This is a genomic window from Vibrio mangrovi, assembly GCF_024346955.1.
GTDB lineage: Bacteria > Pseudomonadota > Gammaproteobacteria > Enterobacterales > Vibrionaceae > Vibrio > Vibrio mangrovi.
Genome location: NZ_AP024883.1, coordinates 2,868,017 through 2,893,069, shown reverse-complemented (window position 1 = coordinate 2,893,069; position 25,053 = coordinate 2,868,017). Strand labels below are relative to the sequence as shown.

Below are 25,053 nucleotides of genomic sequence, written 5' to 3'. Positions count from 1 at the left end.
CATGTTTGAAAAGATATTAATTGTCTGTGCGGGGAACATCTGTCGTTCTCCTTATGCAGAAAAGCGTCTTCAGCAACTGATGCCTTCATGTGATATTTCATCGGCCGGATTAGTCACGGAGAAAAGTGCTCTGACTGACTCTCCGGTCTCTGCCGAGGCTCAAAATATTGCCGGAACTTTAGGCATCGATCTGACCGGACACCGTGCCAGACAGGTGACAGCAGTGATGCTTTCCTCGTGTGATTTGATTTTAGCAATGAGCCAGAATCAGATTGATACGCTTGCCCGGATGTTTCCGGAATCCAGGCATAAAGTGATGCTATTCGGACATTGGATCGGTGTCAGTCACATTGAAGATCCCCATCAGAAGTCTTTGACCGTCTTTCAGCAGGTTTATTCTGTGCTTGATCGTGCAGCAACAGCCTGGGCTGATAAAATCGGCAAACCATCCCTCTAAATTCGAACGAATCTATGATTTGATTCGTTCCTATACCGATATTCAAGTAATCTCAAGGTGCAGAATTCCGAGTGTTATCGAACGTCTCTTTTCTGTGTCATTTGGTTATACCATCTCAACCATTTCAATAAGTTAAATTCCTTCCTAATTCTGTCTAATATTCTTAATAAAATTAAATTTATTAGAATTGTCAAAAATAAATAGACTACAACTTATATCTTATATATTTTCCATATACTTAACGCCTAATCATGTATTTTTTCAAGATAATGACTATTCCCGGTTATTTCTTATTTATATCTAATTGTTTATTTTATCCGTTTAATTCTTGAAAATGAGACGGTATGGGTGATTTGTTTATATTCATAAGTGGACTTGAATCACATTATAAATAGTTATCACAATACTGAATTCGATCTTTTTGCCATGCTTTCCAAAAAATAAATGCTGAGAATATTTACACAGCAATCTTACCTTTCTCTGTTATTTCGAATTATTTTTCCATGCATGATGCGCCTGATAAATAATAGTGCATTAATTTGCATATGCTATTTTTTTTATTTCTATACTTACATAGCTTATAAATCTTAGGCCATGATTATGTTTATGAATGAAATAACAGGAATTTATATATCTAAATAACTTTGATATCCAGGAGTTAGTGTTTCTTCAGCAAGCCACTCTTGGCATCTGGTGCTATACATAAAGGAGGGAAGAAACAGAACAATATCATTTTGAAAGAAAGAATCTGTTTTATTGGTTTTAGGGAGAGTAAATATGAAGTTGGTTAAGTGGCTTTCATATTCTAATTATCGATTATTCGATATATTTTTTACATTATTTTTATTTATTGGTGGTGTTACGGTTCAGGCAAATGAAGAAGTGCCTGTCAACCTGCCAACACCAACGTTACTGGAAAGTTTTGACTCGATGGATGGGTGGACTGTGAATGGGGGCGGTATTTTCCGGAATGTATGCCCATTGGCTGAAGGTGAGGCTGCAATGCAGGTCAGTGGCATGGGAAAAGAACTGTCTTATGCGATTGCTCAGAAACCATTGGCGGAAAATATAAACTCGGGAGACATGGGAGTTATTGTTTTTGCAGTGAAAAAGACGCTACCCAGAGTCACGAGTAATCTGAATGTCCGGTTGGGGACGCCGGGTGGTGCTTATACAAAGGTGAATTACAATATAAATGTGGCTAACCTGAATTCGAATTCACCGTTGAAAACCTATTGGGTTGCGTTTCACCAGTCCGAGGATCCGCTTCTGTCTCAGTCGGTCGACATTTCTAAGATTCGAATTGGTTCTCCGGCCAGAAATCCGCCGTATCTGATCAACAATACCATTGATGCGCTTTATGCCAACGCCAAAGGTCAGGCAACGGTGGTCATCGGATTTGATGATGCTGAGGATACGATCGCCAGTGTTGCTTATCCTTACATGGCACAATATGACTTTTCCGGAACGGTTTATCTGCCGACCCAGCAGATCGGCTGGCAGAACAGGCTGACCTGGGAACAGGTTACAACATTAGCCGATGCCGGTTGGGCAATTGCTGTTGATGGGTCACCGGATGATACCAATATGACGGATGCCGCCGATGTGAGTACTGCGGTCGCGAATGCGGTTTCTGAGTGGCATGATCTGGAAGCGCATGGACTGGCTTCTGATGCGATGTACCACCTCTGTTATCCGGGCGGGAAGTTTTTCGATACGTCTGTCCGTCCGGTGCAAGTGACCGCGATGGTTTCAGACGGAACAAATGTGGTAACTCTGGATGGTCTTTATCCTATCCGTACCGGGATGCGGGTGTATGGTTCGAATGTTCCGGAAAACACTTATGTGATCAACGGCGGAGGAGATGAGGTTTCGTCAGTGACCTTATCGCAGAATATTCCGGCCCAGAGTCTGCCTGCCATGTTTAACGACGAGTCCGGCGAGTTTTATTTAGGGAAGCTACCGGAAGCATTGCACAAAGCGGGCTTTAAATCCGGACGAATTACAGTTGGAGGTGATATGTACACCCGTTTCGGTTTTGGTGGCCGGGAGATGACGACCATTGGTCAGGGCGCTTCTTACATGACCTTCAACCAGTTTTTACCGTTGTTAAATCGGGTGGTATTACGGGGGACAACGATGGAAACCTATTTCCACCGTATTGTTCCTGATCCAGCAGAAGGCTGGACTGCTGATACGCCGAATCCGGGTATCAATGTTTATGAGTCTTTTTTCAAAGCTTATATTGATGCGGTTGCTACGCGGGTTCAGTCCGGAGAACTGGTTGTGCTGACTAAACCTCAGTGGTACGAACGGGATATTGATAATACGGTCCCGGCACAGTAACAGGAATCGCTACAACAAAACCGGGCAGTGAGTAAACCGCCCGGTTTTTCTATCCACATAACCCTATAAAAATTATACAGTCTTTGGTTTAGGGAGCGCTGCTTGAATGACATGATAGATCTGGAGCACGATAACCATCAGAAAGCAGCTTGCCAGAACAATGGACACCGGACGTTCGACAAATGCCATCGGGTGGCCACCTGATTTAATCAGGGATGACAGCAGGTTTTTCTCCAGCATCGGCCCCAGGATCATGCCCAGAATGATCGGAGAAATAGGATACTGACTCCGTTGAAGCAGATAGCCTAAGACTCCCATTCCGAGCATGACAAATATAGAGAACAGCGAATTATTGATGGCGAATGATCCGACCATACTGAACAGAATGATGATCGGATAAAGGATGTTTTTATCCACATATATGATTTTTTTGATGAAATTGACCACCAGCGTTGCCAGCGGTAACAGAATCAGATTTGCCAGAAAAAAGAGAATGAATACCGCATACAGTTTGTCCGGCTGAAACAGGAATAGTGTCGGTCCGGGATTCATGTCTTTCATATAGAGTACCCCGATGATAATGGCTGCTGCCGAGTCTCCGGGAATCCCGAATACCAGAGAGGGAATCCAACTACCAGCCAGACTGGCATTATTGCTGGTGGAAGCATCAATGATCGCTTCTTCTGAACCTTTTCCGTAGAGTTCCGGTTGTTGCGAGAATTTCCGTGACAGCGCATAAGAGATCCATGCCGCGATATCAGCTCCGGCTCCGGGGAGTGCGCCGATTAATGTTCCCAGAATACTGCTACGGAGCATATTCAGTTTCCGTTTCCAGAGTGCTGAAGGAACGCCGCTGAACAGATTGATACCTGACTGGGTCTGAGCCTGCGTCTGTTTTATCTGCTGAATCTTTCCGGCATAAAATTCAATGGCGCCGGATATCGCAAACAGGCCGATCATCGCCGGAATAAAACTGATGCCTTGTAACATCTCGACCTGTCCGAAAGTGAATCGCGGTACTCCGGTGATCTGATCGTACCCGATGCAGGCCAGCAGTAGCCCCAGACATAAGGTGACTAACCCTTTCAGTGGCTGATTACCGACAACCAGTGTTGCACAGGTCAGCCCCAGCAGTGAGAGCCAGGTATATTCATAAGAGCTGAATTTGAGGGCGAATTTAGCCAGCATTGGTGCTGCAAGCATGAGGATCAGTGCACCGATCAAACCACCGATAACTGAGCTGGTTAAACCAATTCCCAAGACCCGGTTCAGCTTGCCCTGCTGAACCAGAGCATGTGAATCATCGACGTATGCAGCGGAAGCCGGTGTACCGGGAATACGTAACAGTGCTCCGGGAATATCACCGGCGTAAATTGAAGATGCGCCGATGGAGATCATCAGTGCCAGAGCCGGAATCGGGTCCATAAAGAAGGTGAAAGGAACCATCAGGGCGACAGCCATTGTTGCCGTCAGACCGGGAATCGAGCCGACGAACAGTCCGAACAGTCCTGCGGCAACCAAAGCTATAATGGCATTTAAATCAATATAATGCAGAGCATTGAACCATAATGTCATGACTTATCTCCTAACCCGTTAAACCCTGAGGTAATGCAACCATCAGGAGATTTGCAAAGACATAATTGATGACTGAGGCTGAAATGACGGAAAAAATTAGTGAACTCAATTGTTTCTGTGGGCGTCTGATGTGCATTAAAGTAAAGAGCAGTAAAATGGCACAGATCAGAAATCCCAGCGTATCGATCAGAAAGACAAAGAGCGTAATGGAAAGGCCGATCAGAATCAGTGCCCTGATTTCTTCACCAGTCAGACGGCTGGCCTGTTTCCGCGCGTTGAGGTGATGAATCAGTCCGTCAAGTACACTAAAGCAGAGTAGCAGACCGCTGAGTATGGTCGGCATAAATCCGGCACCATAGTGGCTGACGCCGTCATAGGCATAAAGGCTGCCAATGAAGATCATCAGTGCAAACAGACTGATGATAAATTGTGAAAGGGGAAAAGAGCGCATAAAAGTACCTGCTTGATCATTGCTTTTGAGACATGAGTAAGCGCAGCATCTGATCTGCCGTGGCTCTCATGTGACTATCAAAGCGGGATAAGAAAACACAGACCGTTTTTCTTATCCCGGCCGGAATGAGAAAGTTACTTTTTCAGCTTATGGATGAGCTTGCCGTATTTTTCATCTTCTGATTTCATGAAATTCGTCATGTCATTTCCGTAGAGCGGATAAACTTCGAATCCCTGTTTATTGGCGTATTGTTGCAATTTCCCTTCGGCAAAGACTGTCTTCATGGTTGTGATGAGTTTGTTTCTGATTTCATCAGTGACACCGGCAGGCAGGACAAGGCTGTTCCAGGTTGAAAAGCTGTAGTGATAGGGAGTTGCTTCCTGAAAGACCGGAACATCTTTGTATAATCCATCGGCTTCTTCTGCCATCGTGGCGAGGTTCCGGACCATATGGGCTTCAACCATACTTTTGGCCTCTCCGGGAGAAGAGGTGGTAAAGTCGATTCCTCCGGAAACCAATTCCAGCAGTGCAGAACTAGAACCCTCAGATGGGACATAAGTTACCGCATTTGCGGGCAGCCCCATGCTGTCCAGCATCCCGATCAGGTTCAGATGCCAGCCGGAATTGAGTCCGCTGCCGGAGGCCTTGAGTTTCCCCGGATGAGCTTTGATGTAGTCGGTTAATTGATCGATATCTTCAAATTGTGACTGAGCAGCAACCTGTATACCGCCAAGATTTACGGCAAGACGACTGATGGGAGTATAGTTGGTGTAGTCGAGATTCGTCATTCCCTGATGATGCATCATCGCGATCTCCACCGTTGCGACGCCTAATGTATAGCCATCGGGTTTAGCTTTGGCTATTGCATCATGACCGACAACACCGGCACCTCCGGTCCGGTTGATAACGTTGACATTCACGCCGAGCTCTTTTTGCAGGCCTTCGGCAACCAGTCTGGCAACTGTATCTGTATTACCACCGGCACCCCAGGGAACAATAATCTGAATCGGTTTATCCGGCCAGGCTGCCATCGCCAGTGTCGGGGTAATCATCGTGGCGGTGATCATGCTGAGAAGTAGAGTACGTTTCATGGTAAGGTCCTTATTGTCGTTATTGGTGTTTTCAGCTAGTTGTCGTTTTTTTAGATTTGTTTTTAGTTGTTTATCGCGGCAATCTGCTCTCGGTGCCATTTTCCGGCTGATGCAATTTGGGTAAGAATGACATCCAGCCCCCAGTATTTTTCTAAAACGTCATCTGGTACTGAACGGCACTGTGTACTGGAAAATGTTCCCAGACGTTGATGAAAAATTTTCGCATTTTTCGGATAACCCAGCGTTTCAGTGACAGCACTGAGAGAAAGAAACCATGCCAGTTGTTCGGCATATTCCGGGTTTTGCTGATGATGGTGATAGAGCCAGTGATATAAATCCGGATGAAAATTGGTAAAAACACCACTGAAACCTTTTGAACCGGCTTTCATGGCATCAAATGCAATGGCTGCATTGGCATTAATGATTGCCAGTGGCGTATCTTTCACCAGCCCGACTCTTCTCGTGACTGTTTCCAGATCACAACTGACATCCTTGAGTACGACGAAGCGCCCGGTTTCGGCACAGTAACGTAATTCTTCATCACTAAGCAGCCGACGGTAAGGTGCCGGACATTCATACAGACCCAATGGCAGTGTTGGCGGGAGCGATTCAAGCAAGTGATCCAGATTGCGGAGAAAAGCATCTGTGCCTTCATGATTCGGGTCGAGCCGGTTGGTTACCAGTACCAGTGCGTCAATCCCGGTCTGAGCGATTGCTGTGAGTTCCTCGAGTTGCATGTCAATGTCGGTTGAAATATGTCCGGATGAAATCACAGGAATCCGCTTGGCCGTATAATCGACCACAAAGCGTGAGAGCGCGACTCTTTCCGGTAATGACAGAAATTGCATCTCACTGGACTGACAGACGGCAAACAGGGCATCGGCTCCGTTGTCGATATACCAGTCGATTAGTCGCTCCAGCCCCGGGTAATCGATTTCATTCTGCTCCGTTAGCGGGGTTATCATAACGGGTATGATTCCATTGATTTTATTCATTTATTTTTCCTGTTATGCGTGAAATACCAATGTTAGTGAAATATCAATGTTAAATGGTGTTGACCGATATTTGCTGCTGTATCATTCGCGCTTCAACCTGAGAACGGGTCGGCATATTTGCTGCACCGGCCTGTTCTACAGCCAGCGAAGCAAATGCTGTCGCATAGTGTGCTGCCTGGATCAGATTTTCTCCCCTGGCTATCGATGCAGCCAGAGCACCACTGAATGCATCTCCGGCTCCTGTGGTATCCACGACAACGGCAGCGTAAGCAGGGATATGGGCATATTTTTCACCGTCAAACAGTACCACACCCTGACTACCCATCGTGATGATGACAGACTGTGCGCCTTTCTGATGAATAATGGTTGCGGCTTGTTTAGCGGTTTCAATATCGTGAATGTCTATGCCGGATAAAGATGAAGCCTCGGTTTCATTCGGGGTGATAAAGTCGCTGTAAGCTAAGAATCTTTCTACGTCGGGAGAATAGGGTGCTGGATTAAGAATGACCGTGACTTTCAGCCCCCGGGCCAGTTGCAGAACACCTTCCAGTGCATCTGCATTATTTTCAAGTTGCACCAGAAGTACATCTGATTCTGAAACATAAGGCATGAGTTCCGCAACTTCTTCTCCGGTGATCTGCTGGTTTGCTCCTGGACAGATCGCAATGATATTTTCGCCTTCATCATTGACATAGATAACAGCACTTCCGGTAGGTGCTGAAGCTGATTCGTACAGGGAAAGGGAGTGAATACCACTGGACTCGAAATGATGGCGGGCAAACTGATTAAACTGATCCCGCCCGACTTTGGTCGCAAAGTGGACTGTTGCTCCGGCATTGAGTGCCGCCAGTGCCTGATTTGCCCCTTTTCCTCCGGGACCCAGTGTTGTTTCTCTGGCAATCAGTGTTTCACCATCTTTGGGAAAGCGCTGTACTTTGGCGACAATATCGACATTAAATGAACCGAAGATGCAGACTTTTCCCGCGTATGAATCTGATTGTTCCGGCTGATAAGTGGTAGAATGAATTTGTTCCCGTGCTGACATCAGATGACGGATGTTCAAATCACCATTCTGGATCAGCTCGGTCTGCATAAAATGTTTTTTTAGCGATGCGCCGCCATGATGACGAGCGATCAAACCGGCATTCTGCAGATATGTCAGATCGGTCCGGATCGTTTCTCTGGTCACCTGAAAGCGATCAGCCAGATAGCTGACACTGGATTGTCCCTGTTTACGCAGCAAATTGATAATTTGCTCCCGTCGTATTTCCCGATACATAAATCCTGCCGACATTTTCCTGAATGAAGCTGATTAAAGAGATTATGAATCTTGCATCCTGAGGTCACTGTGGTGTTTCTTATTCTAAAGAGTTCAGTGAAATAGGATGAGATAACATTCAAACAAAAAACAGATAAACAAAAATAAACAAAAATATAAAAATCAGATGAACATTGTTGTATATCTAAATGATTTCCAGGCGTCATTTCAGCAAGAATGGTCCAGATACGGTGTCTTCGGATGATTGAGGCCGAACCAAGATTGTGTATAGACGTAAGATCGGCGAGAATAGCGGCCGATAATGATTAACATGACGGATTCGGCGTGAAAGTGACCATCAAAGGGGCTTTTGAATCGCCAGCAGATTCGTATAGACGAAAAGAATGATTCAATGGCAGATCAGAATTTTTTAAATGAAATCAATAAGCGAAGAACCTTTGCGATTATCTCTCACCCGGATGCGGGTAAAACAACGATTACAGAAAAAGTCCTGTTGTTCGGACGAGCAATTCAGCAAGCCGGAACGGTAAAAGGGCGTGGCTCCAATCAGCATGCGAAGTCTGACTGGATGGATATGGAAAAAGAACGGGGCATTTCGATTACGACGTCAGTCATGCAGTTTCCCTATAATGACTGCCTGGTTAACCTGCTGGATACTCCGGGACACGAGGATTTCTCCGAAGATACTTACCGTACGCTGACAGCAGTTGACTCTTGTCTGATGGTCATTGATGCCGCGAAAGGGGTTGAGGACCGGACCCGTAAGCTGATGGAAGTCACCCGTCTGCGGGATACGCCGATTGTAACTTTCATGAACAAACTGGACCGGGATATCCGGGATCCGATGGAACTGCTTGATGAAGTTGAAAACGAGCTGAATATCATGTGCGCGCCGGTGACCTGGCCGATTGGCTGCGGAAAAACTTTCAAAGGCGTGTACCACTTGCATCGTGATGAAACGATTCTGTATTCGACCGGGCAGGGACATACCATTCAGGAACTACGGATCGTAAAAGGTCTGGATAACCCGGAACTGGATGAGGCTGTCGGTGAAGATCTGGCTGCTCAGTTGAGAGATGAACTGGAGCTGGTTGTCGGGGCTTCGAATGAGTTTGATCAGGAACTTTTCCTGCAGGGAGAACTGACGCCGGTCTTCTTCGGTACGGCACTGGGTAACTTTGGTGTGGATCATATGCTGGACGGCTTGACCGAATGGGCGCCGTCACCGCTTCCCCGAGAAACGAGCGAACGGAGCGTAGAAGCTGCTGAAGAGAAATTCTCCGGATTTGTCTTTAAAATTCAGGCCAATATGGATCCGAAACACCGGGACCGGATCGCGTTCATGCGGATCGTTTCCGGATCTTACCGTCAGGGTATGAAAATGAACCATGTCCGGATTGGTAAACAGGTCAGTATTTCTGATGCGGTAACTTTTATGGCCGGCGATCGGGCCCGGGCTGAAGAAGCATTTGCCGGAGATATTATCGGCTTACACAATCATGGCACGATCCAGATTGGCGATACATTTACCCAGGGAGAAACAATGAAGTTCTCCGGGATCCCGAATTTTGCGCCGGAGCTGTTCCGTCGTATCCGCCTGAAGGATCCTCTGAAGCAGAAGCAGTTGCTGAAAGGTCTGGTTCAGTTGTCGGAAGAAGGAGCCGTACAGGTATTCCGTCCGTTACAGAATAACGATTTGATTGTTGGCGCTGTCGGGGTGCTCCAGTTTGATGTGGTGGTTGCCCGTTTGAAATCCGAGTATAACGTTGAAGCGATTTATGAAAGCGTGAACGTTGCCACTGCCCGTTGGGTTGAATGTGATGATGTGAAGAAGTTTGATGAGTTCCAACGTAAGAACCAATCCAATCTGGCTTTAGACGGCGGTGATAATCTAGCCTATATTGCACCGACAATGGTGAATCTCAATCTGGCAAAAGAGCGCTTCCCTGAAGTTGATTTCCGGGCAACCCGGGAACACTAATCATCATCGAATACTGATGTATAAAAAAGCTCCCTTCCGGGAGCTTTTTTATTGGTAAATCGACTCAAATAGCGATTATTTTTTCTTTTTCGCCGTTTTCTTTTTCACGACTTTTTTGTCTTTCGCCGCAGATTTTTTCTTTGTTGCTGGTTTTTTCTTTTTAAAGACCGGTTTCTTATGCTGCGGTCTCAGACCATGAATAAAGCGTTCCTTGATCTCTTCCTGCATATAGCGCTGCACACGTTCGATCATCGGCTGATCATGCGCTTCGACCAGAGAAATCGCGACGCCTTTTTTACCCGCACGGGCTGTCCGGCCAATGCGGTGCAAGAATACGTCAGCAGTTCTGGGCATATCATAATTGATGACATGACTGATGTCGGGAATATCTAAGCCCCGCGCAGCAACGTCTGTTGCCAGCAGTGTATTGACGGCACCATCCCGGAAGCGGGAGATCGCATTATGACGACGATCCTGAGGCATTTCTCCCTGGATCCAGGCACAAGGAATCTGACTGCGTTCCAGCTCTACCCGCAAATCGGCAAGCCGTTCACGGGTTTTGATGAATACAATCGCTCGCTGAGACTGTGTGGTCAGTATCTCTTTCAGGAGTGCATTTTTATGTTCCAGACTATCTGCCCGGTGATACCACTGGGTAATTTTCTTTCTTTCCCTGCGCGGTGGTTCAGCCCGGACTTCGGCCGGATCAGTCAGCAGATCGGCTGAGAACCCTTCAACGCCCTTGCCTTCAAGTGTGGCAGAGAAAAGAAGAGTCTGTTTACGCCAACGGCACTCTGATGAAATGCGATCCACGACGGGGGCGAAGCCCATATCCAGCATCCGGTCGGCTTCATCCAGAATAAACCACTCGATGGCCCGGCAGTCAAAACGTTCTGCTTCAATATATTCCATCAGTCTGCCGGGAGTTGCGACAACGATATCTTGTGTCGCATTTAACAGATCCGCATGCTGCTGATACTGTACGCCACCAGTAATTGTCACAATTTTCAGATGAGTATACTGAGCAAGTGCCTGAATCTGTTCAGACACCTGAGCGGCAAGCTCACGGGTTGGTGTCAGTACCAGAATTCTGGCTGGCCCCGGTTTTTTGCGGGGGAAGTCAAGCAGGTATTGGATCGCCGGCAAAGCAAACGCTGCGGTTTTTCCTGTTCCGGTCGGGGCGGATGCCAGGACGTCTCTTCCATCCAGAGCCTGAGGGATTGACTCGGCCTGAACTTGTGTCGGACGAGTAAAGCCTGCTTTTTCAATGGCCTGAAGGAGGCAGGGATCTAATTCTAAGTCTGCAAAATTTTTAATCACGGCGATTTCTCTGCTGGTCGGATTCTCTGCTTGTCGGAAGTTATGTCTGTTGAATGCTTAGTCTATCAAGCTATCTGTCAAACCTGTTAAACAAACGCGCTGTTAAACAAACTGGGTGCAGCAAAATGAAAGCCCGGCATTATAGTGCCTTCCGGTGCGATCTTACATTCTTTTTTACATCTTAAGATAAAACGCTTTGGTCAGTGCAGTAAATTCCGGTGTGTAACGGTTTTGTCTGCGGATCATCAATTCCGTTGTTTCACCGGAGGAATGTTCGGTTCTGCTCAGTGAAAACAGCAAACGGTGTGGCGGTTTCGTTTCTGTTGGAGACACAGTGCAGCATCGGGTGAGAAACCAGCCTTGTTGTCTGGCAATGAGAATCAGTTCATTTCCTTCCCGGTAAGGCAGAATGAGACTCATCTGCCCGGCTGGTGAGAGTAGATGTTTGCAGTGATCCAGAAGCTGGGCATGGGAAAAATCAGTAACATGGCGGGCGAGTGCCCGTGACGGAATAACAGAAGCCTGACCGGATGTAAAATAAGGCGGATTACAGATAATTGCATCATAAGCAGTGCTTTCTGCAAAGTGCAGTATATCCTGTTTTTCAATACGGATCCGGGAAGCCCACGGAGAATGCACCCGGTTATACTCTGCTACCTGAATGGCCTTTTCATCAATATCCAGAGCTGTAATCTGAGCGTCGGGGAATCTTTGAGCACAAATGAGGGCCAGTAACCCTGTGCCTGTGCCGATATCAAGAATTGAACGGGGATTTTCTGCGTTCATCCATGCTCCCAGTAACACGCCGTCTGTGCTGACAGGCATACCACAATCTCCGCCTGACACCGAGAACTGTTTAAAATGGAATGTTTGATGCTGTGATTTTTTCTTCATATGTCTCCAGATAACCTCAAGATACGGAATTTTTCATATCTTTAAGAGGATCAACCTGAGGGAATGTTGGCAGGAATGATCATTCCTTTCAAGTGCATCTGGTTGTTTATACTCATGTGAAGTATTTGTACTAAATAAACGTCGTTTTTGTTTCAATTTTTTGCTTTTTTATTAGATTATTGTTCTAGTAAATGTGAATTTACATGGATCGATCAGCTATTTTTACAGTCATTGTTGATTATTTCATTCTGTTTGTTCATGATCGCCTCAAAAATTAAAGATAGTCACTATCGCTATTACAAACACAACATAAAAAGAAGGTGCTCTGTGAAACAGACATTGAAATTAACCGATATTCTGGCGGTCGGCTTTATGCTGTTCGCTTTCTTCCTTGGGGCCGGAAATATTATTTTCCCCCCGCTTGCCGGACAAATGGCCGGAGATAATCTGCCTTTTGCTATGGGTGGCTTTCTGCTGACCGCTGTCGGGCTTCCTCTGATTGCAATTATTGCCGTGGCTGTTGCTGGTGGGAGCTGGGAACATTTGACGAAAGATCTGCCGGTGAGAGCCTCAACCATCATGGCGGTCCTGATTTTTATCATTATCGGCCCGGCTTTTGCTGCGCCAAGAACCGGACTTGTGGCCTTTGAAATGGCGGTAAAACCGCTGTTAGGCGAAAGCAGTTTTTCAAATCTGACTGTTTTTTCTATTCTATTTTTTATCGTTGCTGCTTTTTTCTCCTGGTATCAGGGCAAGCTGATTGATCTGATTGGTAAAGTTTTAACTCCGGCATTGTTTGTCGGACTGATCATTGTCGCAGTCGGTGTTTTCCTTCATCCTCAGGGAATAATTTCCGCTGCTCAGGGAGCATATATTGCTAAGCCGTTAACGACCGGTTTTCTGGAAGGTTATAACACCATGGATACTTTCGCATCTCTGATGTTCGGGATGCTGATGGTTGATGTATTACGCGGGAAAGGAATTACTCAGTCTCAGGCAACGACAAAATACCTGATTGCTGCGGCCTGTATTGCAGCTACCGGGTTAGCATTTGTCTATATTTCGCTGTTTTATCTGGGAGCAACCAGCAGTGAAATTGCCAGTGGAGCCGATAATGGTGGTGTGATACTCAGCCTCTATGTTCAGGCTATGTTCGGTGCTTCCGGGCAGTTTGTCCTGTCTGTGATTGTTCTGCTGGCTTGCCTGACAACCGCGATCGGTCTGATCTCTGCGTGTTCTGATTATTTCAGTTCACTGACACCGCTTAGTTATCATCAGTGGGTCATTATCAATAGTGTTGTTTGTGCTGTGGTCGCTAATGTTGGCCTGAGCCAGTTGATCTCTCTTTCGATTCCGGTCTTGTTTGCCCTTTATCCTGTGGCCATTGCTCTGGTTGCCCTGACGTTTGTCCGGAATAAGTTACCGAATCCGAGAGTTGCTTACCGGGTTGTTTTACTGGTGTCTCTTCTGTTTGCGTTGATCGATGCCGTAAAATTCGTTGGTGTGGATGTTTCGGCGTTAAGCTTCCTGCCACTATTTGAGATTGGTATGGGCTGGGCACTGCCTACAGCGGTTGCATTAGTTGCCATGTTCTGTGTTCCTCGTGCCGGGCAGCCAATGGAAATGGGCGAAGCAACTAATTAATTTCCTGATGTACAGAAATCGACTTTTGCTTGGTTAAGAAAAGCGATTTCTGCGGCGGAATACAGCCGGACTTTTCATGGCTCCTGTCGCTATGATGTGTTTGGCTGTATTTCGTTTACAGGCTGAACGTCATATCTGGTCCGGTAATTTTTCCTGTATCTTCCTCACATTTTTCAGTAGAATTCTCCGGTTAAATTCTACGCTAATAAACGATTGAGCAATCATGTTTGAAATCAACCCGATAAAAAACCGCCTGCAGGACGTGTCTGAACGCACAAATGTCCTGAGGGGGTATCTTTGACTACGACGTAAAGAAAGAACGTCTCGAAGAAGTCAACGCCGAACTGGAACAACCAGAAGTATGGAATGAACCCGAGCGTGCTCAGGCGCTGGGTAAAGAACGGGCATCTCTGGAAGCTATTGTTGAGACCATTGATCTATTGGATCGTGGTGTTGACGATGTGGAAGGACTGCTTGAACTAGCTGTGGAAGCTGAGGATCAGGAAACTTTCGATGAAATTGGTCCTGAGCTGGAAGAACTGGAAAGCAAGCTGGAGAAACTGGAATTCCGCCGGATGTTCTCCGGTGATCATGATTCATCCGATTGCTATCTTGATCTGCAGGCTGGTTCCGGTGGTACGGAAGCTCAGGACTGGACATCAATGCTGCTACGCATGTATCTGCGCTGGGCTGAAGCGAAAGGCTTTAAAACTGAAGTGATTGAAGTTTCCGAAGGTGAAGTGGCCGGACTGAAATCTGTCACTGTCCGGATTTCCGGCGAATACGCTTATGGATGGCTGCGGACTGAAACCGGCGTTCACCGTCTGGTGCGTAAATCTCCGTTTGATTCCGGTGGTCGCCGTCATACTTCTTTTGCATCAGCTTTTGTATACCCGGAAGTTGATGAAAATATTGCTATTGATATCAACCCAGCCGATCTCCGCATCGATGTTTACCGGGCTTCCGGCGCTGGTGGTCAGCACGTCAATACAACCGAATCTGCGGTACGTATTACCCACTTACCGACTAATACTGTGGTTCAGTGCCAGACGGACCGTTCTCAACATAAGAATAAAGATCAGGCCATGAAACAACTTCGTGCGAAGCTGTTCGAGCTTGAACTTCATAAACAGAATGCAGAGAAACAAGCGAATGAAGATGCAAAATCCGATATCGGATGGGGTAGCCAGATTCGCTCTTATGTGCTTGATGATTCACGGATCAAAGACCTGAGAACAGGGATCGAAAACCGGAATACTCAGGCGGTTCTGGATGGAGACTTAGACAAATTTATTGAAGCAAGCCTGAAATCAGGTCTTTAAGCTTTTCACCGATATGACAGGTACATCGAAATGACTGATGCGATTCAAAACGAAACAGTTCAAGAAAATAACAGACAAGAAGAAAATAAGCTCATTGCGGAACGACGCGGTAAGTTAGACTACATCCGTCAGGATTGTAAGGCAAACGGTCATCCGAATGACTTTCGCCGTGACAGTCTGGCAGGTGATTTGCAGCAAGAATTCGGTGAAAAGACTAAAGAAGAACTCGAAGCATTGAATCATGTGGTTGCTATTGCCGGACGTATCATGGCAAAGCGTGGCCCGTTTTTGGTGATTCAGGAAACTTCCGGCCGTATTCAGGCATATGCCAGTAAAGATGTACAGAAAGAACTGAAAGCGAAGTATCAGGGGCTGGATATCGGTGACATTATCGGTGTAAAAGGTGCGCTGCATAAATCAGGTAAAGGCGATCTGTATGTCAATATGGAATCTTATCAACTCCTGACGAAGGCGCTACGCCCGCTGCCGGAGAAATTCCATGGTCTGACTGATCAGGAAATGCGTTATCGTCAGCGTTATGTTGATCTGATCATGAATGAAGATTCCCGTCAGGCATTTTTGATCCGCTCAAAGCTGGTTAGTGCTATCCGTAACTTTATGACTTCGAAAGGTTATATTGAAGTTGAAACACCAATGATGCAGAGCATCCCCGGTGGTGCGACGGCGCGTCCGTTCATTACCCATCACAATGCGCTGGATCTTGAAATGTATCTGCGGATTGCTCCGGAGCTTTATCTGAAACGTCTGGTTGTCGGTGGTTTTGACCGGGTGTTTGAAATCAACCGTAACTTCAGAAACGAAGGTTTGTCACCACGGCATAACCCTGAATTCACGATGATGGAGTTTTATCAGGCTTATTCCGATTATAACGATTTGATGGATCTGACCGAAGAAATGCTGAGCACTGTTGCTCAGGAAGTTCTGGGTTCAACCTCAATGCCTTATGGTGATGAGCTGGTTGAGTTCGGTGGCAGTTATCCACGGATGAGCATGTTAGAGGCGATCAAGCACTATAACCCTGAGCATGATGACATTCAGAGTCTGGATTACGACAAAGTTCAGGATCGTGATCTGATGATTTCTATTGCTAAATCACTGCATATTGAAGTGGAATCTTTCTGGACTTGTGGTCAATTGCTTGAAGAGATCTTTGGTGAAACGGCCGAGCCAAAACTCATTCAGCCAACTTTCATTACCGGCTACCCGGCGGATATCTCTCCACTGGCTCGTCGTAATGATGAAAATCCGTTTATTACAGATCGTTTTGAATTCTTTATCGGTGGACGGGAAGTTGCGAATGGCTTCTCGGAGCTGAACGATGCCGAAGATCAGGATGCCCGCTTTAAAGCGCAGGTTGAAGCAAAAGATGCCGGTGATGATGAAGCTATGTTCTATGATGCGGATTACATTACTGCACTGGAGCATGGTTTGCCACCGACTGCCGGGCAGGGGATTGGTATTGATCGTCTGGCAATGTTGTTCACCAATTCTCACACGATTCGAGATGTGATTTTATTCCCGGCAATGCGCCCTCAGAGTTAAGTACTTCACGTCAGTGTGATGAATTAATACGATAAAAACAGTCTAAGCCTTTCCTTCGGGAAAGGCTTTGTTTTATCGGAAAGAGAAGGTAGGATGGTTAGACCAGTGTGTAATTTATATTTAATAGGAGGAGCTTCTGGGGGAAAAATATATTTGAGTGGTTGTCATCGGATAAGAAAGGTGGGTCATAGTATTTTATCGCTTTGGTTCTTTTTATGTAAATTTTTATGTTAGTCTCATAATTAAGAATATGCGTTTTTTAATTCGCATTTACGGTAGCGTAATTATTAATAATCAATACTATAGAAGCCCCCAAATTACATAACAATATGAATAAATGATAAGGAATAGTTCATGGGTAATCAGTTCCGTATGGACTCTGTACCAGGTTCTCTTATCGTGGTTGGTGGCACGTATGAACCATGGCTTTCGGTATTAGAACAAGTTGGTTGGCGGTGTTCTCAGGTAGGTGATTTAAGAAAGGCTGATGTCCTGTTTGATGAGACTGGTCCTTGTATCGGAATTGTCGATTTAAGTCACGATGAGTTCAGTTTAAATGGGGTAGCGAACTTAGTAAGTAGTCACAGGCAAGTTCGTTGGCTTGCGTTTATTCGTGAGTCTCAGTTAAGTTCAGATACGATATGTCAGTTTATTGTAAACTTCTGCATTGATTTCTTTACTGCACCAATCCCGGATGCGCAGTTACTCAGTACCATCGGGCACCAGCTCGGTATGCTGAAACTTGAGAAAAAAGTGTGGCCTCATTATGGTCTGAACGATAATTTTGGTTTGATTGGTGAATCGGTCCCGATGAAGCGATTACGGGATCAGATTAAGCGGATTGGACCGACAGATGTCAGTATATTAATTCATGGGGAGAGCGGCTCCGGGAAAGAGGTTGTAGCCAAGGCCGTTCATAATACTTCTTCCCGTTCAAAGAAGCCGTTTATTTCCGTAAATTGCCGGGCAATGTCCGAAAAACGTTTCGCGATGGAACTATTTGGCATTGGTGCCGATGATGATTTTGTTTCGATTCTGGAAAAAGCCGATGGTGGCACGGTTCTTTTAAACGATATTCTATCTATTACAAAAGATCAGCAGTTGAATTTGCTACGTTTTTTTCAGGAAGGAACTGTTGAAACATCGAAAGGGTTTCAGAAAGTTGATATCCGGATTCTGGCAGCAAATGCAACGGATATAGAGAAGGCCTTGATTGATGGTGACTTCAATGATGAGCTGTATCACTACATCAATGTTCTGCGGATTAATGTACCCAGTTTAAAAGAGCGTGTTGCTGATATCCCGTTGATCGCCCGCCACTATCTGCAACAATTTTCAAAAGAATATAATGCTCAGGCCCGAGGATTTACGGAGGATGCGCTGAAGATGCTTTCCCGTTATCACTGGCCGGGTAATATTCGTGAGTTGATCAATCAAATTAAGCGTATGGTGTTGATGTCTGATACCGTCATGCTTGGTGAGAGTAATCTGGATTTGCCGAAATTCGGGGATGGGAAATTAAGTCTGAAAAGTATCCGTGAACGTTCTGAAAGAGAGGCGTTGATGTTGGTTCTTGAGTCTAATTCCGGTCAAATTACTCAGGCAGCTAAAGAGTTGGGTATATCAAGAGCGACAATGTATCGTTTGTTGAATAAGCATAATTTAATTTCGGAAGAGATGAATTAATTATATTGTGACTGTTTTATTTCAGCAAAGTAGTATGATGCTGTCTGAAAAGCCTTATTGATTGTAATAAGGCTTTTTTATATATCATTTTTTATTTTATATTTATGGTCATATGATTAAATATAGTGTTAGTGAATTGTTTCAAGAAAATAATTGATTTTAGTTGAATGTCGTATGGTTGCATTATTACTTGTTAATTATTGAATTAATCTATCTTTTTAAAGATTATCAATCGATTATTTATTGATTTATTCGTTTGTTTTCATAAAATTGTTCTCGTGGCTTCGGTCATAAACCTTTCAACTGGATTGTAATTACTAAAGGAGACGCACTATGAAATCTGTATTCTATGTTATTTCTGTGTGTGCGTCTGTATCTCATCCTATTTCTGATTCACAGGCAACAGCCATTATCGGTATGTTCCGTCAAATGAAACGAGATATTTTTAGTTAATCAATCCGTAAGCTTTTTTATTAGGCTGCGGAAATATGGCAGCTTAATAAGTCAAAGAATCCAATTTTATTCTGTTAAGTGTAGCCAGGTTTCCTCCAGCCAATGATTCTCAAGGAGATACCGCTATGCGTCATTCAATTTATTTATCACTAGCAGCATTGCTTATTCGTGCCGATTTACGTCGTGAAGAACGGGCGTGGAGAAGAAAAGTTCGCCGGAGTGCTTATGATATTCCGTGGGATAATCCTCATCTGCTACGTGATATCGGTCTGGAAGCTGATGGTCGGCCTATTGGTCGTTCGATGAATGAAGATCAGCGTGTGACACGTCGTATTCATTTGATCCGCCAGTTAATGTCATTGCGAATACCGACGTAACCAGACAGGCCAGAAGGAGCTTCTGCTCCTTCTGGCCCTCACATATCAAGCCTCATGCAAGGTACTCAGAATGAGGCGCAGGGGCATTAAAAAAGTAAAAATTACGGACAAGGATTAGAGTAGGTCGTGGCGATGTCATTGATTTTACCAATTAACTCATCCGACAATGTGATATCAATACTATCGATGTTGCTTTTTAATTGAGCTAACGTGGTTGCGCCGATGATGTTGGAACCGACAAAAGGACGCTGGTTTACGAAAGCCAGCGCCATTTGAGCCGGGTCCAGATCATAATCCCGGGCAAGCTGAATATAAGCCTCGGTTGCCTTGATTCCCTGAGGTGTAAAGTAGCGCTTAAAGCGTTCGAAACGTGTACAGCGGGCACCTTCAGGTCTGGCACCGTCAAGGTATTTCCCACTCAGAATTCCAAAAGCGAGAGGTGAATAAGCCAACAGTTTTACACCTTCGAAGTGGCTGATTTCTGAGAGACCGATTTCGAAGCTGCGATTCAGCAGATTATAAGGGTTCTGAATGGTAACGATACGCGGTAAATCGTGTTTTTCTGCCAGACGGAGATAGGTCATTACTCCCCAGGGCGTTTCATTGGAGACACCGATGTAGCGAATTTTACCGGCCCGGACCAGATCGGTCATGGCTTCCAGTGTTTCGATCAGAGTGACTTCTTCTTTTTCCGGCAGTTCCGGGTAGTTCAGAGTACCGAAACAGTTTGTCTGGCGTTGCGGCCAGTGTAGCTGGTACAAATCGATATAATCTGTTTTCAGCCGGGCAAGACTACTATCGATAGCCTGATGGATATTGCGATGATCCAGTGCCATATTTTCCCGGATCTGAAGTGGATTTCTCGGTCCGGCGGTGACTGGCCCGGCAACTTTGGTTGCCAGAACTACTTTTTCCCGTTTGCCTGATTTTTCCAGCCACTGACCAATAAATTCTTCTGTTTTTCCCTGAGATTCCGGCTTGGGAGGAATGGGATATACTTCTGCCGTATCAATAAAATTGACTCCCCGCTCAAGGGCGTAGTCAAGCTGGCTACAAGCGTCATCAAGCGTATTTTGTTCGCCGAAGGTCATGGTACCAAGACAGATTTTACTGACTTCCAATGTTGAGTGAGGCAGCTTTGTATAGTGCATATAACTTCCTTTTGGTCGAAAAACTAATGATTAGGCAGTTCTGACTGCACATTTCTTAGTTAAATTTGAGCTTTATAGATCGATCCAAGTAACCTCAAGATGCAGGATCCAGAGTGACGGAGGCCACTTGGGTATATGCTTGGTCTTTCACTATAAGCGAAATTCCTACTGAAAAGGAAACAGAAATTTTACTGTCGGTATACCATAGGTCTATGGGCTTCTGTGGTTGAATTTATTCAATCCGGATGAAGCTTAAAGAAAAGGATGATGCCCCATTGTCATCACTGGAGTGATGATGAATGAACTGAAGTTGTGATTAAATAAAATGATGTGCCAGGATTTGTGCCGTAAATTGAGTCCGGAGATAAAAACCTCTGGGCAAGGTACGAATAATTTTACCGCTTGCGCCATAAGCCTCGGTTTTTACCCTGCCATTAGCAGCTTTGGGGCGAAGCTGAAGGACTTCACCATGTTTGGCAGTAATCTGTTCTATCCGGCCTAACACAATGAACTCCATCAATTCTTCCCAGTCATTTTTGAGTTGTAACTCTTCTTCTGGTGACGGACTCCACAGCAGAGGAGCACCGACTTTTCGGTCAGAAACCGGAATATCCCGTTCACCTTCAACCGGGATCCAGAGAACCCGCGAAAGTTTGTTCCTGACATGACTGCTTTCCCAGGTCAGGCCATGGACACCGGTTAGTGGAGCGACAGAAACAAAGGTGGTTTCCAACGGTTTCCCTGTATAGCTGATCGGGATACTTTTTAGTTCAATTCCTAACTGTTCAAAATCTTGCTGAGGTTTACTGCCGGCTGTTGCCCCCAGATGCCATTCAAGAAGTTGTCCTACCCAGCCTTTGTCTCTCTTCAGATCCGCAGGTACCTGCATATGAGCGGTTTTCGCCAGTTCAGCAAAACTCAGCCCGGCAATCTCCCAGGCTCTTTCAAGTAGTTCACTTTCTGTTTTTGGTTCTGGTTTCATTAGGGCGTGTTGATCTGCTCTGGCTAAATGCACGATAAACTGCTGCAAAAAACATCACGAAAGATCAACACTCACTAGGCGGGGCAGACATTCATGTGTATATAAGCAACACTTCAGGATGTAATTTTCATTAGTTTACCAGATGAAGTGAGAGCAGGTCATTGTTTGTCTGAAAGATCGGAGCGCAGAGCATTTCCTCAACTTATCCACAATTTTTTATATAAGTTCGTGACAGGTGTTAAATCATGGATGAATACACAGGGGTTTAGAGAGAATAATTTGCAATTTTTTTAACGAATTATCCAGAATGATGTGGATAAAGATAGTGGTGGTTGATCTTTGTTCGATGTGAATGGGGATTTGATCTTTGTAGATCTTTGAGAGATTAGTGAAAGCGATGGATTTAATTTAACTATTTGATTAATAATAAATAATAAAATTTTGTTGTTTGAGTTTTAAAAAGCTTGTTGGGAGATGTTGCTCTGAAAATTGTGAGTAATATATCACTTTTTCACATAGTTACTCACAGAAAAGGTGAATAAGATCGAACAAATTTGTTATCCCATGTTGATAAGTTGCTGTATCGACCTGCTGATATCCGATTTAATCCACGGATTATTTTTGTCTTTCTTGTCAATGGATATTTGCTACATTCGGGGATCTATGAAAAAATCGGGAGAAGTTAAATTTTATTAGAGGTTTGCCAGTGATCGATGGCGATGGTTATCGGCTGAATGTCGGTATTGTAATCTGCAACAACCATGGTCAGGTATTCTGGGCGAAACGATACGGACAACACTCTTGGCAATTTCCTCAGGGAGGAATTGATCATGGTGAGACTCCGGAACAGGCGATGTTCAGGGAGTTATACGAAGAGGTTGGTTTAACAAAAAAGGATGTGAAGGTCATTGCATCCAGTCGTCATTGGCTGAAGTATAAACTTCCCAAACGATTGGTTCGCTGGGATTCTCAACCTGTCTGTATTGGTCAAAAACAGAAATGGTTTCTCCTGCGTTTAGAGAGTCATGAGTCTAAAATTAATATGCAGCGTGGAGTAACCCCTGAGTTTGATGGTTGGCGTTGGGTGAGTTATTGGTATCCGGTAAGGCAGGTTGTTTCATTTAAGCGCGATGTTTATCGGCGGGTAATGAAAGAGTTTGCTTCCGTTGCGATGCCATTTAAAGCACGGAAGATGAAAGGTAAACGCAAAGGGAAAAGAGGATAAACATGCTCTCTCAGCTTCGGGAAATTGTTGAACGGGTTTCAAAAGTGGAAGATGTTCATCAGGCTTTTGACGTCCTAGTGAAAGAAACCTGTGAGGCAATGAATACCGAATGTTGCACGATTTATCTGGCCAATGAAGAAAAGCAACGCCTTGAACTGATTGCGACTCAGGGGCTGAAATTTAAAGGTAACAAGATTCACATCGGTTTTGATGAAGGGTTAGTCGGTTTAGTGAAACGTTCTGCTGAGCCGATTAATCTGGCCGAAGCATCAAAACATCCTCACTTTAAATATTTCCGGCAATTGGGTGAAGAGGTATACCAGAGCTTTTTAGGTACGCCGATTATTCATCGTAAGAAAGTGCTGGGGGTTTTGGTTGTCCAACAGCGTTCTCCCCGTCAGTTCAGCGAAATCGAAGAATCATTTATTGTCACCTTGTCGGCTCAGTTGGCTGTGCTGGTTGCACATGCTCAGTCTCAGGGATTGTGGTCGCTTTCAAAACAGCAATCTGTAGTTCGTGGCATCGGCGCATCGCCTGGTGTTGCTATCGGTGAATTCTGGTGGGATAACTCCCAGCCTGAGCTGGAAAATGTTTTGCCTGCTTCTACGCTGGATATAAAGAAAGAGCAGGAGTGGTTATCGAGGGCAGTTGAAAATGCGCTGAGTGATTTTCGACGGATGCGCAAGAAGCTCGATGGCGATATTCATAAAGAAACTCTGGCGATTTTTGACCTGTTTACCCATTTACTCAATGATCCGATGCTGCGTAAGGATCTGAAGGAGCAAATTCAGAAAGGTGACCGGGCTGACTGGGCATTACGTCAGGTTGTCGAATCATATGTTGAACGTTTTTCCGGAATGTCCGATGTTTACCTGCGGGAGAGAGCTCAGGATCTCCGGGAACTTGGCCAGAGAATGCTGTATTTCTTGTACAACAGTGAACAGGAAGAGCTGACTCTGGAAAAACCGATTATTCTGGTCGTCAGAGAGTTAACCGCCTCGATTCTGGCCAGTATTCCGAAAGATAAGCTTTTGGCCGTAGTCTCACTGGAAGGTGCGGCAAACTCTCATGCTGCAATTTTATCCCGTGCTTTGGGCATTCCTGCCGTGATGGGTGTGTCCTTAAATTTTAAAGAAATTAATAATAAATTAGCCATCGTTGATGGTTATAGCGGGTTCATCCATATTTCACCGGATTCCGAAGTGCTGGCAGAGTATCAGGAGCTGATGGAAGAAGAAAGTGAGCTTTCGGAAATGGCAAATGAAGGTTTGTCCGAGAAAGCTGTGACTTTGGATGGATATCCGGTTGAGATTCTGTTGAATGCCGGACTGAATACAGAGAACAATGCCGCAGTTAATCAGGGAGTTGATGGCGTCGGTTTGTACCGCACAGAAATCTCTTTTTTATTGCAGAATCGTTTTCCTTCCGAAGAAGAACAGACACAGCTTTATCGTCAGGTTCTTTGCACATATCCCAACAAGAAAGTGGTGATGAGAACACTGGATGTTGGCGGAGATAAACCTCTCCCTTATCTGCCGATTGAAGAGGATAATCCATTTCTGGGGTGGCGTGGTATTCGGTTCACACTGGATCATCCGGATATTTTCCTTATTCAGCTCCGGGCGATGATGAGAGCCAGTACCGAGACAAATAATCTCGGAATTTTGTTACCGATGATTTCCGGGATGAAAGAGTTCGATGATGCTCTTGCTCTGATTCATCAGGCTTTTGAAGAAGTTTCTTTAGTCGATGAGCGGGTAAAGATGCCAACAATTGGCGTCATGGTTGAAGTCCCGTCAATGCTTTACCTGTTACCCCAGATAGCCAACCGAGTGGATTTTATTTCAGTCGGAACAAACGATCTGACACAATATTTATTAGCAGTTGACCGGAACAATGCCCGGGTTGCTGATGTCTATGAATCCATGCATCCGTCAGTATTGATGGCGTTAAAGCATATTTCTGATGTTTGTCATCAGTATCAGATTGATGTTTGTGTCTGTGGAGAATTGGCGGGTGACCCGATAGGGGCATTACTTTTAATTGGTATGGGATTCCGGGCATTGAGTATGAATACTTCGAATGTTGCGAAAGTGAAATATTTGATTCGCCATTCAGAAATTAAAACACTTGAAAAACTTGCATCACAGGCGCTGATGCAACCTTATGGTCATGATATTTATTGTATGATGCAGACTCATTTTGAAGAATTCGGTTTTGCCGGCTTTATTCGTGCTGGTAAAAATTAAGTTAATCTGAGG

General features: G+C 45.1%; 19 protein-coding genes. 10 read left to right on the top strand and 9 right to left on the bottom strand.

The features are described from left to right. Window position 1 precedes the first annotated feature (1 nt). On the top strand, window positions 2-457 hold the full coding sequence (locus OCU74_RS12740; RefSeq protein WP_087481377.1) for a low molecular weight protein-tyrosine-phosphatase: 456 nt from the start codon (window positions 2-4) through the stop codon (window positions 455-457). Window positions 458-1,234: 777 nt separating this feature from the next. After that, window positions 1,235-2,803 carry a polysaccharide deacetylase family protein gene (locus OCU74_RS12735; protein WP_087481378.1) on the top strand — a complete coding sequence of 523 codons (1,569 nt, stop codon included), beginning with the start codon at window positions 1,235-1,237 and terminating at the stop codon, window positions 2,801-2,803. A gap of 72 nt (window positions 2,804-2,875) precedes the next feature. Here OCU74_RS12735 and OCU74_RS12730 read toward each other — a convergent pair whose 3' ends face one another. From OCU74_RS12730 to rbsK, 5 genes are all read right to left on the bottom strand, one after another. Further along, window positions 2,876-4,378 (bottom strand): tripartite tricarboxylate transporter permease, encoded by a 1,503-nt coding sequence (locus OCU74_RS12730; RefSeq protein ID WP_087481379.1) that lies wholly within the window; start codon window positions 4,376-4,378, stop codon window positions 2,876-2,878. A gap of 10 nt (window positions 4,379-4,388) precedes the next feature. Continuing rightward, the gene (locus OCU74_RS12725) at window positions 4,389-4,829 is read right to left on the bottom strand and encodes a tripartite tricarboxylate transporter TctB family protein (protein ID WP_087481380.1); all 441 of its coding nucleotides are present in this window, start codon (window positions 4,827-4,829) and stop codon (window positions 4,389-4,391) included. A 134-nt stretch (window positions 4,830-4,963) separates the two neighbouring features. Next, entirely contained in the window at window positions 4,964-5,920 is a 957-nt protein-coding gene (locus OCU74_RS12720) for a tripartite tricarboxylate transporter substrate binding protein (RefSeq protein WP_087481381.1), read from the bottom strand. 62 nt (window positions 5,921-5,982) lie between these two features. Continuing rightward, a complete protein-coding gene (locus OCU74_RS12715) occupies window positions 5,983-6,915 on the bottom strand; it encodes a dihydrodipicolinate synthase family protein (RefSeq protein ID WP_087481382.1) in 933 nt (310 codons plus the stop codon). Window positions 6,916-6,964: 49 nt separating this feature from the next. Next, a complete protein-coding gene (rbsK, locus tag OCU74_RS12710) occupies window positions 6,965-8,194 on the bottom strand; it encodes a ribokinase (RefSeq protein WP_087481383.1) in 1,230 nt (409 codons plus the stop codon). A 391-nt stretch (window positions 8,195-8,585) separates the two neighbouring features. On the opposite strand from rbsK, the gene prfC reads away from it, so the two are divergent. Beyond that, window positions 8,586-10,175 (top strand): peptide chain release factor 3, encoded by a 1,590-nt coding sequence (prfC, locus tag OCU74_RS12705; protein ID WP_087481384.1) that lies wholly within the window; start codon window positions 8,586-8,588, stop codon window positions 10,173-10,175. Window positions 10,176-10,250: 75 nt separating this feature from the next. On the opposite strand, the gene srmB is transcribed toward prfC, so the two are convergent. Then, a complete protein-coding gene (gene srmB, locus OCU74_RS12700; RefSeq protein WP_087481385.1) occupies window positions 10,251-11,495 on the bottom strand; it encodes an ATP-dependent RNA helicase SrmB in 1,245 nt (414 codons plus the stop codon). Window positions 11,496-11,669: 174 nt separating this feature from the next. Beyond that, window positions 11,670-12,389, bottom strand: coding sequence for a tRNA1(Val) (adenine(37)-N6)-methyltransferase (locus OCU74_RS12695; protein WP_087481386.1), 720 nt, complete (start codon window positions 12,387-12,389; stop codon window positions 11,670-11,672). 327 nt (window positions 12,390-12,716) lie between these two features. Here OCU74_RS12695 and brnQ point away from each other — a divergent pair, with 327 nt between their 5' ends. The 5 genes from brnQ (at window position 12,717) to OCU74_RS12670 (ending at window position 19,434) form a co-directional block, all read left to right on the top strand. Continuing rightward, window positions 12,717-14,033, top strand: a complete 1,317-nt coding sequence (gene brnQ, locus OCU74_RS12690; RefSeq protein ID WP_087481387.1) for a branched-chain amino acid transport system II carrier protein — start codon at window positions 12,717-12,719, stop codon at window positions 14,031-14,033. Between the two features lie 223 nt (window positions 14,034-14,256). Beyond that, a protein-coding gene (gene prfB, locus OCU74_RS12685) for a peptide chain release factor 2 (RefSeq protein ID WP_143693221.1) occupies window positions 14,257-15,355 on the top strand; the annotation gives its coding sequence in 2 pieces (ribosomal slippage) (window positions 14,257-14,331 and window positions 14,333-15,355; 1,098 coding nt in all). A gap of 30 nt (window positions 15,356-15,385) precedes the next feature. Continuing rightward, entirely contained in the window at window positions 15,386-16,918 is a 1,533-nt protein-coding gene (gene lysS, locus OCU74_RS12680; RefSeq protein ID WP_087481388.1) for a lysine--tRNA ligase, read from the top strand. A 354-nt stretch (window positions 16,919-17,272) separates the two neighbouring features. Next, complete coding sequence (gene vpsR / locus OCU74_RS12675) at window positions 17,273-18,604, top strand: cyclic-di-GMP-binding transcriptional regulator VpsR (protein WP_087481389.1); 1,332 nt, start codon at window positions 17,273-17,275, stop codon at window positions 18,602-18,604. A gap of 578 nt (window positions 18,605-19,182) precedes the next feature. Beyond that, window positions 19,183-19,434 (top strand): DUF1127 domain-containing protein, encoded by a 252-nt coding sequence (locus OCU74_RS12670; protein ID WP_087481390.1) that lies wholly within the window; start codon window positions 19,183-19,185, stop codon window positions 19,432-19,434. A 101-nt stretch (window positions 19,435-19,535) separates the two neighbouring features. Here the strand turns inward: OCU74_RS12670 and OCU74_RS12665 are convergent, their stop codons facing one another. Together OCU74_RS12665 and mutH are read right to left on the bottom strand one after the other, a co-directional pair. After that, window positions 19,536-20,585: an NADP(H)-dependent aldo-keto reductase gene (locus tag OCU74_RS12665; RefSeq protein ID WP_087481391.1), complete on the bottom strand. Its 1,050-nt coding sequence runs from the start codon at window positions 20,583-20,585 to the stop codon at window positions 19,536-19,538. Window positions 20,586-20,901: 316 nt separating this feature from the next. Continuing rightward, a complete protein-coding gene (gene mutH / locus OCU74_RS12660; RefSeq protein WP_087481392.1) occupies window positions 20,902-21,567 on the bottom strand; it encodes a DNA mismatch repair endonuclease MutH in 666 nt (221 codons plus the stop codon). Window positions 21,568-22,273: 706 nt separating this feature from the next. Here mutH and rppH point away from each other — a divergent pair. Beyond that, complete coding sequence (rppH, locus tag OCU74_RS12655) at window positions 22,274-22,792, top strand: RNA pyrophosphohydrolase (RefSeq protein WP_200807739.1); 519 nt, start codon at window positions 22,274-22,276, stop codon at window positions 22,790-22,792. Between the two features lie 2 nt (window positions 22,793-22,794). Continuing rightward, window positions 22,795-25,041, top strand: coding sequence for a phosphoenolpyruvate--protein phosphotransferase (ptsP, locus tag OCU74_RS12650; RefSeq protein ID WP_087481394.1), 2,247 nt, complete (start codon window positions 22,795-22,797; stop codon window positions 25,039-25,041). Window positions 25,042-25,053 lie beyond the last annotated feature (12 nt).

Excerpts from the sequence above, each read along its gene's own strand:
- OCU74_RS12735 (WP_087481378.1), top strand. The coding sequence starts at position 1,235 with ATGAAGTTGGTTAAGTGGCTTTCATATTCTAATTATCGATTATTCGAT.
- OCU74_RS12725 (WP_087481380.1), bottom strand. The coding sequence starts at position 4,829 with ATGCGCTCTTTTCCCCTTTCACAATTTATCATCAGTCTGTTTGCACTG.
- lysS (WP_087481388.1), top strand. The coding sequence starts at position 15,386 with ATGACTGATGCGATTCAAAACGAAACAGTTCAAGAAAATAACAGACAA.
- prfC (WP_087481384.1), top strand. The coding sequence starts at position 8,586 with ATGGCAGATCAGAATTTTTTAAATGAAATCAATAAGCGAAGAACCTTT.
- OCU74_RS12720 (WP_087481381.1), bottom strand. The coding sequence starts at position 5,920 with ATGAAACGTACTCTACTTCTCAGCATGATCACCGCCACGATGATTACC.
- OCU74_RS12665 (WP_087481391.1), bottom strand. The coding sequence starts at position 20,585 with ATGCACTATACAAAGCTGCCTCACTCAACATTGGAAGTCAGTAAAATC.
- OCU74_RS12740 (WP_087481377.1), top strand. The coding sequence starts at position 2 with ATGTTTGAAAAGATATTAATTGTCTGTGCGGGGAACATCTGTCGTTCT.
- OCU74_RS12695 (WP_087481386.1), bottom strand. The coding sequence starts at position 12,389 with ATGAAGAAAAAATCACAGCATCAAACATTCCATTTTAAACAGTTCTCG.
- mutH (WP_087481392.1), bottom strand. The coding sequence starts at position 21,567 with ATGAAACCAGAACCAAAAACAGAAAGTGAACTACTTGAAAGAGCCTGG.
- OCU74_RS12715 (WP_087481382.1), bottom strand. The coding sequence starts at position 6,915 with ATGAATAAAATCAATGGAATCATACCCGTTATGATAACCCCGCTAACG.
- OCU74_RS12670 (WP_087481390.1), top strand. The coding sequence starts at position 19,183 with ATGCGTCATTCAATTTATTTATCACTAGCAGCATTGCTTATTCGTGCC.
- ptsP (WP_087481394.1), top strand. The coding sequence starts at position 22,795 with ATGCTCTCTCAGCTTCGGGAAATTGTTGAACGGGTTTCAAAAGTGGAA.
- OCU74_RS12730 (WP_087481379.1), bottom strand. The coding sequence starts at position 4,378 with ATGACATTATGGTTCAATGCTCTGCATTATATTGATTTAAATGCCATT.
- rbsK (WP_087481383.1), bottom strand. The coding sequence starts at position 8,194 with ATGTATCGGGAAATACGACGGGAGCAAATTATCAATTTGCTGCGTAAA.
- vpsR (WP_087481389.1), top strand. The coding sequence starts at position 17,273 with ATGGGTAATCAGTTCCGTATGGACTCTGTACCAGGTTCTCTTATCGTG.